General features: G+C 49.7%; 6 protein-coding genes and 3 riboswitches. Of the genes, 2 read left to right on the forward strand and 4 right to left on the reverse strand.

Translation table 11 applies throughout. The features are described from left to right. Positions 1 to 173 precede the first annotated feature (173 nt). On the reverse strand, positions 174 to 995 hold the full coding sequence (locus NYE69_RS25745; protein ID WP_340928528.1) for a hypothetical protein: 822 nt from the start codon (positions 993 to 995) through the stop codon (positions 174 to 176). Between the two features lie 329 nt (positions 996 to 1,324). Then, positions 1,325 to 1,417: riboswitch (cyclic di-GMP riboswitch) on the forward strand. A 149-nt stretch (positions 1,418 to 1,566) separates the two neighbouring features. Here NYE69_RS25745 and NYE69_RS25750 point away from each other — a divergent pair. Further along, positions 1,567 to 5,586 (forward strand): S-layer homology domain-containing protein, encoded by a 4,020-nt coding sequence (locus NYE69_RS25750; protein ID WP_340928529.1) that lies wholly within the window; start codon positions 1,567 to 1,569, stop codon positions 5,584 to 5,586. Between the two features lie 53 nt (positions 5,587 to 5,639). Here NYE69_RS25750 and NYE69_RS25755 read toward each other — a convergent pair whose 3' ends face one another. Continuing rightward, on the reverse strand, positions 5,640 to 6,293 hold the full coding sequence (locus NYE69_RS25755) for an anthrax toxin lethal factor-related metalloendopeptidase (protein WP_340928530.1): 654 nt from the start codon (positions 6,291 to 6,293) through the stop codon (positions 5,640 to 5,642). A 91-nt stretch (positions 6,294 to 6,384) separates the two neighbouring features. Continuing rightward, positions 6,385 to 6,471: riboswitch (cyclic di-GMP riboswitch) on the reverse strand. A gap of 89 nt (positions 6,472 to 6,560) precedes the next feature. Next, positions 6,561 to 6,648, reverse strand: a riboswitch (cyclic di-GMP riboswitch). Positions 6,649 to 6,943: 295 nt separating this feature from the next. Here NYE69_RS25755 and NYE69_RS25760 point away from each other — a divergent pair. Further along, on the forward strand, positions 6,944 to 10,312 hold the full coding sequence (locus tag NYE69_RS25760) for a discoidin domain-containing protein (protein ID WP_340928531.1): 3,369 nt from the start codon (positions 6,944 to 6,946) through the stop codon (positions 10,310 to 10,312). Between the two features lie 68 nt (positions 10,313 to 10,380). Here the strand turns inward: NYE69_RS25760 and NYE69_RS25765 are convergent, their stop codons facing one another. Further along, a complete protein-coding gene (locus NYE69_RS25765; protein ID WP_340928533.1) occupies positions 10,381 to 11,817 on the reverse strand; it encodes a glycosyl hydrolase family 18 protein in 1,437 nt (478 codons plus the stop codon). A 50-nt stretch (positions 11,818 to 11,867) separates the two neighbouring features. Beyond that, positions 11,868 to 13,268 (reverse strand): glycoside hydrolase family 64 protein, encoded by a 1,401-nt coding sequence (locus NYE69_RS25770; protein WP_340928535.1) that lies wholly within the window; start codon positions 13,266 to 13,268, stop codon positions 11,868 to 11,870. Between the last annotated feature and the right edge of the window lie 128 nt (positions 13,269 to 13,396).

Genomic DNA, 13,396 nt, shown 5'->3' on the forward strand with positions numbered 1-13,396 from the left:
ATTTTTCCGTCCACGACGTCGATCTTTTCTCCGGTCCCCCGTTTAAGATGGCGGAGAACGAATCTTTCTTTCACTTTACTCGCCTCTTTTGGATAAACGTTATAATGTTTAATGGCGAATCGATATGTTCATTAGAAAGTGCGTCGTGAATATTCACGACGCACTTTCTATTTTTACTTTATTGTCAGTTCGTATAAATGTTTTTTTCCTTCATAAGTAAATTGAATTTCCCCGCTATCGAATTCGAAATCCCTAAGTATCTCTTTCTGACCGGTTTTGGTGTTATAGACAAATGCTTCATTGGTGTAACTCCCATCCGGATTGCCTGGCGTAGTGTAAACGCCCACGTACAAACCTTCCGAATTATCTATTGTATAATGATAAAATCTGCCTCCAGAGGCATGAAATTCTTCGATGACCTTGTTGCTGCTTGGATCATTAACATTCATTGCCCATAATTGTTGTCTTAGAGGCTGAGCGCCACCACGAAAATCGGAAACGGTATGATATAAAATCGTATCGTTTACGGCAAATAAGTCATCAACTTCGACATCGGCTTCGCCATCTTTGAGGGGGAGGGTTAGAAGTTTCGTCGATGTGTTGATATCCAGCGTATTATCTTTTGCATTACTTAGATATATACTAAAAGGCTCGGTAGGATAGTACTCTGGATAACTTTCCGTATCAGGACGCTGCTCTAGCGTAGGCGCAGGAATCCAGACCATTCCTTTGGGTGTTTTAACGGCAAAGGTATATTTCTCCGCATTTTCGTCTTTTACTGCCACCTTATAAATCTCGCCATCGACATCGAGACTGATTGTTTTTTGAGATCCCTTACTATTATCAGTTGCAGGGCTGGTTTCATTTTTCGTTTGAGTAACTTCTGTTTTTGTTTTTTCCGTGGAAGCAGGCGCGCTTGTTATATTCCCGCAAGCCGATAGAATCGCCGAACAAATCATGATACCTATTACAAACTGGAGTGCCTTTTTGTTCAATACATTTGAGCTCCTTTAACCAAAATTTCATGCGCTTCTTTTATTGTATAACAATGCTACACTAGTTCTGTGTCATTTCTGCTATTTAATGTTTGAAATTATTTAACCATTGAAAAAAGAGGAACACCGTTTGTCTTTTTACGATAATATCCCAAAAAAAGTATGCCCTTTCTTTGTGAATATTTCCCATTTTTTAGAAGATTGGATTGTCTATACTGTGATTATTTTATCTATTACATTGTTGACAAGTGCTTTTTTTTGAAATATATTGAAATTGTTTGATAGGATATTAGTAATATTTTACTACGAGCAGGTCTTTTTAACTATAATCGAATATTCGGCACACTAATCGAAAGATTAGGTCGCAAAGCCTTGGAGTCTAACAATTCGACAAGCGAATTAATGACCGTCCGGCTGCATAACAATGAATACTATTGTTTATGCAGCCTTTTTTATTTTCACCTCGTTCTCAACGGATTTTTCCGTGAGATATATAATATACCCAAAGCAAGGAGGGTAGAAAATTAGTGCCTGAAAGGGAGGAATTCTATGAAAAAATGAGGAGGAACCAATGAAACGCGGGTTAAAAATAATATTGTCCTGGATTTGCATGTTTTCGCTTTTTGCCAGCCCCCTGTCCGTCTTCGGCGCAAGTTTGGGGGACCCCGTCTGGCCGAATCCCGGAGCCATTCAATTGAGCAAAACCGCCCAACCTACAGGGAGCCCTGGCGAATGGGAAATTACGCTCAAGGCTGAGGGAAAAAACGTCCGGACAAGCTCGGACATCGTGCTGGTCATCGATAAGTCGGGGAGCATGGACCAGCGAAGCGGATGGTTTACACCATCGAAGATGGATAACGCTAAAGATGCCGCAAAGAAATTTGTGGATAATTTGCTGTTACCAAACTCTTCCACCCAAATCGCTGTGGTCTCATTTAATAAATCCTCTACCCTTGTCTCAGGTTTTAAAGGTGCTGGCAATAAGAACGCTTTGAAAAATGCCATAGAAGGTATTGAACCGACCGGCGGAACGAATATCCAGGCGGGCTTGAAGAAAGCTAGTGACCTGTTGGCGAACAGTATCGCGCAAAACAAAATAATCGTGTTGTTAAGCGACGGTGAACCGACATTCAGCTTCAAGGGAACACATGCTGAAGGATTCAACTGGCCTAACAGCAGCAACAACTTTTCGATTACGAGTTTTGATTACGGAAAAACCCTTGGGACAGGTGCAGATTTTACTTTTAAAAACTATGATTGTAATATCTTTGGTTTTAACTGTAAAAACGACACCTACAACATTAACAATTATCAAGTCAAGGATAACGGCATCGGTACCATTTCCGAAGCAAAAATCGCCAAAGATGCAGGGCTCAAGATCTTTTCGGTAGGCTTGGAAGTTTCAAACAACAGCAACGCGATAAATGTGTTAAAAGACATTCAAAGCGAAGGCTACTTCCCTGCCAACAGCGATGAATTGAACACGATTTTCCGCGAAATGGCCGGAAAGATTTCCTATGCGGCTCAAAATGCCAAAGTCGTTGATCCGATGGGAGACATGTTCAATCTCAAGAAACAAGGCGAACAAGTCAGTCCTCAGGATTATTCCGCATCGCAAGGTACGGTAACTTGGAACGCCGCAACCGAGACATTTACTTGGGACGTCGGCAATATCGCCGAAGGTGAACCTGCTACATTAACTTACAAAGTGGTCTTGGACCAATCCAAAAACCCCGTTTCTAATGTCCTCTATCCTACGAACGGCAAAACGACAATCGAATATACGAATGTTACGGGCGAGAAAGTTTCGAAGGATTTTGAGGTGCCGAAAGTAAGCATCGGCAACGGTTCCATCCTCATGAAGGGCTATAAAGTCAATGCGAGCGGCAAGCCTGTCAATGCCGAAGGCGTTGAAGTGGAAGGGCCGGAATTCGCGGAATCGCTTTATAGCGAGTACTACAAGGATCAAAACGGGAATGAGGCTTTGCCGATCGGGGCTGCGGAATATTCCGTATCGGCCAAAAACATTGCCGGGTATCAGTTGAAGGTAGGAGAAAATCCTGTTAGCATCCGGCTTACCGCTACCAATCCGACACCGACAGTTTGGTTTGGTTATGAGGAAGCGGTTGAACGGACAGTTACCGTTCATTATTTGGAGCAGGGAACAGAAAAGGAACTCGCTCAATCAATTACGGTAAAAGGTGTCGCTGGGCAAAAAGTAACTCTAACGGCTGTCGAAATTCCGGGCTACACTCCGGAAAACAAAACTGCCGAGTACACGATCAAAGCCGAGGGCAATAACGAGTACACCTTCTACTACGTCGCTAATAAGCAGAGCGTAGAAGTGCAGTATCTCGAGCAAGGCACCAACAAGAAACTCGCCGACCCAACTACGGTTGAAGGCGTGACCGGGCAAACGCTCGAGCTCAAAGCGATCGGCATCCCGGGCTACACCCCGGTGGAGCCAACTTACAACTATAAGCTTGGCGTGGAAAATGCTCCGCATATCTTCTACTACACACCGAGCGAACAAACCGTTACAGTGAAGTTCGTGGAGAAGGAATTGGGGAATGAACTGATCGAACCTCGCACTGTGACGGGACACACCGGCGAAACTGTAACTCTGACGGCAGCTGAAATTCCGGGCTACACTCCGGAAAACAAAACTGCCGAGTACGTGGTTAAAGCCGAGGGCAATAACGAGTACACCTTCTACTACGTCGCCGATAAGCAAAGCGTAGAAGTACAGTACCTCGAGCAAGGCACCAACAAGAAACTCGCTGACCCAACTACGGTTGAAGGCGTGACCGGGCAAACGCTCGAGCTCAAAGCGATTGGCATCCCGGGCTACACCCCGGTGAAGTCCAGCTCCAGCTACAAGCTCGGCGTGGAAAACGCTCCGCATATCTTCTACTACACAGCCAACGCCACCGAACCGGATGACAGCAGGACTCTGACCGTCAGATACGTGGATCAACAGACAGGTAAAGACTTGCTCAATCCAACTGAGCGTTCGGGCAAAGTAGGCGAAAAAATTACCCTGACGGCCAAAGATTACACAGACACCGTTACGGGGGCGGTTTACAAACCGCACGCTTATGAAGTGCCGTACACCTTCACGGAAGATCAGGTGCAGCAATTCGTATTCAAGTATGCCCAAGGCAATACCGGTCAGGAGCGTATTGTAACGATCCACCATGTGGACCGCGAGACCGATGAAGAGCTTATCGAGCCAACGGCTTCCAAAGGTATCGCCGGAACGAATTTGGTCTTTTATCCTGAACCAATTTCAGTGACCGATGTCGTTTATTTCCCGGAACAAACCAAATACGACATTAAAATTACACTAGAAGCTGGACAGGAATATACCATCTACTACGTTAAAGGCGAACCGGCTGAACTGGCACAGGTCACCGTCTCTTATCGCGATCGAGAAACAGGTAACGAGTTGGCCGCACAGGAGATCTACAAAGGCCGCATTGGTGCCGGAATAGAGCTCTCCGCTAAACAGGTAGAAGGATATACTCCGGAAGTTGCAAACCACACGCATACTTGGACCGACGATCCGAATCAGACTTATGTCTTCTATTACACGAAAAACGCACCGGCGGATCGGCAATTGACCGTCAAGTATTTGGAAAACGGCACAAACCGGCAATTGGCGAGTCAGACCACAGTATCCGGCAAACCGGGAGAGACGAAAACGCTGACGGCCGTATCGGTATCCGGGTACAATCCGGTGAAAGCAACCGCTTCCTACACGTTTAGTGATCAAGAGGGCCAAGAGTACACGTTCTACTACACTAAAAAATCGTCGGATTCATCCGGTTCCAGCGGATCGGATAATTCGGGAAGTTCAAACCCGAATCCAAGCCCAAGCACACCGGAAGTAGATCCGCTTCCGCCGTTGCCGCCGCTGCCTGCCGTTCCGCCAAAACTGGAAACGGAAAATCATTACGACTACATTAACGGGTATCCGGACGGCACGGTTAAGCCGCTGAACAATATTACCCGTGAAGAAGTCGCGGCGATTTTCTACCGATTGCTCGATGATGAAAGCCGCTCCGCCTACCTGAAAACCGGAAATTCCTTCTCTGACGTTGGAAATACGCGCTGGTCCAATAAACATATTTCGACGATGGAGAATGCCGGAATTATTACGGGATATCCGGACGGCACCTTTAAGCCGGGGCAATATATTACCAGAGCCGAATTTGCGGCGATCGCTTCCCGCTTCGACAAGCTGGACGAACGGCAAAACGATACGTTCACGGACATTACGGGACACTGGGCGGAAAAATATATCGCCTCCGCGGCCAATAAAGGCTGGATCAAAGGCTACACGGACGGAACCTTCAAACCGGACCAATACATTACCCGGGCTGAAGCCGCCAAATTCATCAACAGCGTACTGAACAGAAAAGTCGATAAGGAAGGAATTCATAAGGATACGAAACAGTGGCCGGACAATATCTCCAGCATGTGGTACTACTACGATATTCTTGAAGCCACCAATCATCATGAATACTCCAGAAGCGAATCCGGAGTCGAGGTTTGGAGTGAAGTAAAAGCTAGCCGCGTCTATCCTTAAAGCAAGCAGGCTCCCTTTCGGTGAACCAACCGGAAGGGGGCCTTTTATGTTTACTATTTCCAGTTTGCGTACAGCTTGTCCAAAAACTCATAAGTCAAAGGCATATCCTCTTTCAGCTGTTTCTTCGTTTCCTCGCTGTAAAAATACAAAGTTGACGTTTCCGCAAAATACTCGTTCGAATACGCCGAGAGATAACCGTCACCGCTGTAATCGTTGTTAGCTTCCTTTTTCCAAATTTCAGTAAATTCGAGCGAAGAGCTGATGTTATTCAGCACAATCCGGTCAATCGCATGGAACGTTTCATGAAGCTCCAGGTTTTGTCCGTTATGGCCCTTCCCCTTGTTGCTGTACCCGATTCTTACGATCACCACGTTCATGCTGACGCCCGGCACATCGTCCCAGGTCAGCCCGGTCTTCTCCCAGCCTCTTGGAGTAACGCCCTTGTACTGGGCGAGCTCCGGTTCATCCGTAATTTTGCCGTTGACCAGTTTGATTTTGACGCCGTTGTCCTTTAAGCCTTCCAGAAGAGAAGCCGGGATTTCGGAGAGCCGGCTTATCATTTTGCCTGCGTCGCTTTTGTTGAAGTCGTCCTTGGGGAGCACGACGATATCATTCACCAAACTTTGGCTATCATCCGCATAAGCCGGAATTGCCGCTAGATTCATAGCAAAAATAAATGCAAACGCCAAATAAACGATTCGTTTCATCCCGTGTTCCTCCCAAAGCGCACCGAATACGATGCGTATTCAACCGAATCAGGAAGAAACGAAATACCGCGTATTTGCGTTTGGCTTCCATATCGGCAACTGGCTGGCGTTACGGATTTCCGTGGTAGCCCCTATAGCTTTGCGTCCCCATCTTTCGATGGATTTGCCTTTATCAATATGAAATGTCGTCAAAATCCAACAAAAAAGACCTTCTTACCGAAATAAGAAGGTCCTGTAGTGCAACGCTTAAAAAACGCTGGCCTCTTGATCGGTAACTGGCTGGTATAGCGAACATGCCGCCTTAACCCCTATAGTTTTGCGTCTCCACCTTTCGATGGATTTGCCTTTATCAATCGCTAAACTATTTAACTTTCATAAATCTACCAATCTAGTTTTAGAATAAGTCCGATAGATTAGATAGTCAAGAGTTCTTTGCAAAAAAATGTCGAGAACGTCCGGTTAGAAAAATTACCGTTTTTTCGTAAAATTACACATCATTTCCGTAGAGGAACTACTTCCCTTTAGTAGAATTAACGCTTATGATAACTTACATTAAGTGCTACTATTTTATAATTATAGAAAAGGAGTGAATATATCGTATATTTTAACGGTCTGAAATTGTTGAATTCTAAGAAAATGGGAGGCTACTGATGAAAAAATATTGGGTATGGTTAAGTATCGTGGCATTGTTGGTAGGGACCGCTCTGCTCCCCCTCGGTTCATCTGCGGTTCAGGCCGCCGAAGGGGCGAATCTGGCACTGGGAAAAGCCAATGCGGCAAGCGGACATAACGACGTTTATGTTGCTGCAAATGCTTTCGATAATGATCAGAACACCTATTGGGAGAGTACGAACAATGCGTTCCCGCAATGGATTCAAACCGATCTGGGCAGCAAAACGAGCATCGACCGGGTTGTTTTGAAGCTGCCGGCGGGCTGGGAGCCGCGCACGCAGACGTTATCGGTTCAGGGAAGCGATGACGGCGCAAGCTTCTCGTCTATCGTCGATTCCGCCAAGTATACGTTTGATCCGGCGGCCGGCAATACGGTGGAGATTGATTTCGCAGCCGTGACCACCCGTTACGTCCGAATCCATGTGACGGCCAATACCGGCTGGCCGGCGGCGCAATTTTCCGAAGTGGAGGTATACGGGAGCGAGAACGGGGGCGGCAATCCCGATCCCGGCACCGATCCTGGTGAAGAGCCCGGCGACGGGACGAATCTGGCGGCCGGCAAACCGATTGAGGCCTCCTCTGCCACCTTCAATTATGTGGCCGCTAATGCCAATGATGACAACATAAACACGTATTGGGAAGGAAACGGCCATCCAAGCACATTAACCGTAGACTTGGGAGCCAACGCCAACCTTTCCTCGGTAGTGATCAAACTGAATCCGTCGAGCATATGGGGAACGCGCACGCAAACGATCCAGGTGCTGGGCCGCGAGCAAGGCTCCGCGACCTTCACGAACCTGGTTTCCGAGGCCAAGTACACCTTTAACCCGGCTACGAAAAACACCGTAAAGATTCCCGTCAGCGGAACGGCGAGCAGCGTACAGCTGCGCTTCACCGCAAACTCCGGAGCCCCTGGCGGACAGGTCGCCGAGTTTCAGGTTTTCGGCGTTCCGGCGGCCAATCCGGATTTGACCGTGACCGATTTGTCCTGGACGCCGAGCAATCCGCGGGAAACGGATGCCGTCGCTTTGACCGCAACCGTGAAAAATATCGGCACAGGTCCCTCCCCGGCGACGGATGTCGGCTTCTACCTGAACGGAACGCTGGCCGGCACTTCCCCTGTCAAAGCGCTGGACGCCGGCGCGGTGGCGAAGGTATCGCTGATTGCCGGCGCGAAAACCGCCGCTTCTTATTCGGTCAGCGCCAAGGCCGACCCGCGCAATTCGGTGATTGAGCTGAATGAGACGAACAACGAGTATACGAATCCAACGGCGCTCGTCATTACGCCCGTCGCCAGCTCCGACCTGGTCGGCACGGTCTCCTGGACGCCGAGCACCCCGGCTTCCGGAAATGCGGTATCATTTCACGTGAATCTGAAAAATCAAGGCACTATCGCTACGGCCGATGGCGCTCATGAAGTCACGCTGACGCTTAAAAATGCCGCAGGCGCCACGCTGCAAACGCTAAATGGAGCTTATCAAGGCATTTTGGCGGCCGGCGCGGACGCCAATATCGCGATTCCGGGAACGTGGACGGCAGCGGACGGAAACTACACGATCCAGCTCACCGTGGCCCCGGACAAGAATGAAATCGCGGGAAAACGGGAAAACAACACCAGTTCGGCCAGCCTGGCCGTATACGCTCAGCGCGGGGCAAGCATGCCGTATTTCCGCTACGAAACCGATGAGGCGGTCCGCGGCGGCGGCGCCGTACTGAAGAGCGCTCCGACCTTCGATCAGGCGATTACCGCGTCCGAGGCTTCCGGTCAAAAATACGTCGCGCTGCCTTCAAGCGGCTCCTATCTGGAATGGAAGGTTAAACCGGGGCAAAGCGGGGACGGCGTGACGATGCGCTTCACGATGCCCGATTCCTCCGACGGCATGGGGCAAAGCGGCTCGCTTGACGTTTACGTCAATGGCGCCAAGGTGAAGGCCGTACCGTTAACCTCCTACTACAGCTGGCAATACTTCTCGAGCGATCAGCCGGGAGATACGCCCGGTGCGGGACGCCCGCTTTTCCGTTTTGACGAAGTGCACTGGAAGCTGGATATGCCGCTTAAGCCGGGCGATACGATCCGCATTCAGAAAGGCAACGACAACATTGAATACGGGGTAGACTTCATCGAAGTTGAGCAGGTTCCCGATCCTATCGCCCGTCCGGCCAATGCGGTTTCCGTCACCGATTACGGCGCTGTGGCGAATGATGGCAAGGATGATCTCAACGCTTTTAAAGCAGCCGTAAATGCGGCGGTGGCGGAAGGCAAAACCTTGTATATTCCGAAGGGCACCTTCCACCTCGGCGGCATGTGGGAAATCGGCTCGGCGAGCAAGATGATCGATGATCTCAAGGTCATGGGCGCGGGGATCTGGCATACGAACCTGCAGTTCACCAATCCCGATCGGGCGTCCGGCGGCATCTCGCTCCGTATTTCGGGCCAGCTTGACTTCAGCAATGTATACATGAACTCGAATTTGCGGTCGCGGTACAACCAAGAAGCCGTTTATAAAGGGTTCATGGACAATTTCGGCACCAACTCGAAGATCCACAACGTGTGGGTGGAGCATTTTGAATGCGGATTTTGGGTCGGGGACTACGCCCATACGCCGGCGATGATCGCAACGGGGCTGGTCATCGAAAACAGCCGCATCCGCAACAACCTTGCCGATGGGGTCAATTTCGCCCAGGGCACCAGCCATTCGACCGTACGCAACAACAGCCTGCGCAATAACGGCGATGACGCGCTGGCGATCTGGACGAGTGACGTAAACGGCGCTCCCGCCGGTGTAAACAATACGTTCTCGCACAATACGATCGAAAACAACTGGCGCGCCGGGGGCATCGGCATTTTTGGCGGCAGCGGACACAAGGCTACCCATAACCTGATCATCGACGCCGTCGGCGGTTCCGGCATCCGCATGAACACTGTGTTCCCGGGCTATCATTTCCAAAACAACACCGGCATTGAGTTTTCGGATACCACGATCATCAACAGCGGGACCAGCAAAGACCTATATAACGGGGAACGCGGGGCGATCGATCTGGAAGCTTCGAAGGACGCTATCCGGAACGTCACGTTTAACAACATCGACATTATCAACAGTCAACGTGACGCTATCCAGTTCGGGTACCCCGGCGGCTTCCAAAACATCGTGTTCAACAACGTTACGATCGACGGTACCGGCTTGGACGGGGTAACCACCTCGCGCTTCTCGGGACCGCATCCGGGAGCGGCGATCTTTGCCTACACCAACAACGGTTCCGCCACATTCAACAACCTGGTTACCCGCAAGATTGCCCATCCTGATCTGTATTACATTCAGAACGGGTTTAAGTTGGAGATCAATTAAGGGTTCCGTACAAAGAAAAGCACGCGGGCAGCAAGGGATTAGTCCCTTGCTGCTCGCGTTTTTAATAACTATTTATTATAGGCTCTTACGGTATCGCCGATGGCCTGCAGCAAGCTTTTGCTGGAATCGGTGGTATCCTGGGTCAGCTCCCAGGCCATAATGCCGCCGAGCTGCTCCAGGGCAAACTGGGTCTTCTTCTTAATGGTCGGAATTCCATTATAGTAAGCTTCCATCCCGTTGATCATAGAAACGTCGGTATTATAGGCATTGGGGTTGGCTTGCAAAATAGCGGCATAGGAAGCCCAGGAAGGTCTGCCGTAGAAAGGCACGCCCAAAACGACTTTTTCCGCGGGCATTTTTCTCGTTTCCTTCCAATACTTTCCGCTAAGCACGGCAAATTCATAGGTGGAATGTCTGATGCCGTCGCCCCCGTCATAAGCCATGACATTAAACCAGTCCACCGCATTGATAACCTTGTCGGTGTGAGCCGCCGCATCCCAATAAACTACGCCTTCCGGAGTCACGCCGCTAAGGACGGCGGAAGTGAGAAGCATATTTTGTTTTTTAAGCTCCTTGCTTAGATACACCATCAAATCTTCATACTGCTGCTTGCTTGAACCGTCCGTTCTCGGGTGCTCCCAGTCCATATCCACGCCGTCAAAGCCGTATTGCTTGGCCATTCCGACGATGGCGTCGCCGAACTTTTTAATCTTCTCCGGCGTATTGGTCGCCGCCATGAAGGTGTTCTCCAGCGGGGTTCCGTTGTAAGACCAGCCGCCTATCGCAAGCAAAACCTTCACATCGTTGGCATGAGCCGTCTCAATAATTTGGCTGGCGGCACCGGCATTCTCCAGCGGCAGAAGCCCGCCTTCACTGGTCGGAATAGCAAACGCATAATTGATATGCGTCAGGTTATGGTATTGAATCGTATTGATCTTGCCGGGTTCCCAACTCGGGTAGTAACCCACAACTTTAAAGCCGCCTGGAAGGGGCGGATCCGTCGGGTCGGTTGGGTTGGTAGGATCGGTCGGATCGGTTGGATCCGTGGGGTCCGTCGGATCGGGATTGCCCCCGATCAGTTCCCAAACGTCCGAGGCGCCGGGGGTCTCCCCTTGCGTCCACCATTTGGCTTTGTACAGTTGACCGTTGTAAGAAACGATATTTCCGCCAACATAGGCCGTACTGCTGTTCCATGCCGGATAGGTGCCATCCGATGGGGTAATCAGCTCCCACACCTCCGATGCACCGGGGGTGTCGCCTTGAGTCCACCATTTGGCCTTGTAATCCTGACCGTTATAGGAGACGATGTCTCCGGCGAGATAAACTTTGCCGCTGTCCCATGCCGGATAGGCGCTGGCCAGCAAAACCCGGCCGCTATCGGCCGCGGCCGCAGCTTGATCGGCTGCCGCTTGGGATACCTGCGCGTTAAACCCTAGTGGAGTGAAAAGTGAAATCAATAATGCCAACACGACTAAAAAAGAGAATTTCTTCTTATGATTCCTCATATGTTCAGTCCTTCCTCTTATCAATCTACTAAATTAAAATAGGCCGCCGTCTACCAACCTACTCTAACGATCACACCTTTGGGATCGCCGACTTCCAGGTAAGCGGCTTGCCCGTTTACGTCATCGTAGGCAAATCCGTAGGCCAGTCCGTCGATGCTGTGATCATGCCAAAATTTTGCATAATAGTTGGCCGGTGCAGCCTTATAATATTGGCTGACATCATTCCAATCGGAAGCCGTAAATACATGCCGGTTGAGCGCCGCACAAACTTGAGGATCGCTGGCGCCGCCGATGCCGAGCAGAATGTCGCGGGTGGAGATGTTAGAGTAGCCGGCAAAATAGTTTTCATAGGCTCCACCAGACTTAAACGGCCCGATCATAGGGCTGACGATGCGGTAGGGCGCCTGCAAGGTTCCCAGCGATTTGAACTCGGCAGGCACTTCATTCCGATATTTTGCAAACAGGCCTGAACGGGTTTCCGCTTCAAACTCGCCTACGGTCCGGTCGTAATTTCCCGCCTTGTTGACCAAGCGGTGCTGAATCGGGAAGCCGAACTGATCGACCCTTGTTGTGTTCCCGTGATATCCAGCATCATCCACCGTAAATTCGGCGAAGTCAAAATAGACATCGAGGTTGGGATCGGTAGGATTGTTGAGATCCGGACCGGCGAAGCCGTCGTCAAAGGTTTTAATATACAAAGGAGAACCTACGCTAAGGAACAATCTGCCTGAAATGATCTTGGGAAGATTAACCCAGGAAGTGTCGCTGACCTTGTGATAGATGTTCGCATAATTGGCGCCATTTTTCGTTAAGTGGCCTGGGGCATCGTTTAAAGCGGTGGAAATGGGCACGAGCTGTCCGGACAAATTCAAGTAACTCCATTGGCCGTTGGCCGGATTTTTGCCGATAACTCCCCAATAAATTTGATCGTCGGGATAGGCCCCGCCGGTGCCGTTCATGACTTTGAGGCTAACCCCGCCGCCTGTAGGATTAGGAATCGAAGAAGCCGGGATCGAGTAGATCGAGTCGCCTGTTGGATCTGTTGGGTTCGTTGGGTTCGTTGGGTTCGTTGGGTTCGTTGGGTCCGTTTGCCCCGCGCCTCGATAGGTGAAGGTCGTTGTGTCATAAGCCGGAGTGCCGTTATTATAAGTGAAGAAATATTCAATCACGGCTCCGGCGGCCGAATCGACGAATTGCTCGTATCTTCCGGCACCGGCGTTGTAAGTCATTCTGAGATTTTGCTGAACGCCCGAATTCACCTTATAATGGACATCCACCCACGTCGTATCGACCTTTGACTTGAACCATAAAGTCACGTTGTTGCCGGATACGTCAACACCCTGAGTAAAATCCCCCGCTGCCGAGACGTTCATAGAAGAGGTATTCATAGTAAAGGATAAAAGAAAAGCGATGAACAAAACGGTGCTGGTCTGAAGCCATTTTTTTGTCATAGTATTCCTCCTTTCTCATTTGGAAACGTAAAGTGATCAAGTTGATGGATTTGTTATCCCCTCCCTTTCCGTCAAAATCTCGTATAATCGCCTGGCAAACTATCAAGTTATTTTTTATTATGTAAAAT

Origin of the sequence: Paenibacillus sp. FSL R5-0527, assembly GCF_038008055.1 — a bacterium.
Lineage (GTDB): Bacteria > Bacillota > Bacilli > Paenibacillales > Paenibacillaceae > Fontibacillus > Fontibacillus macerans.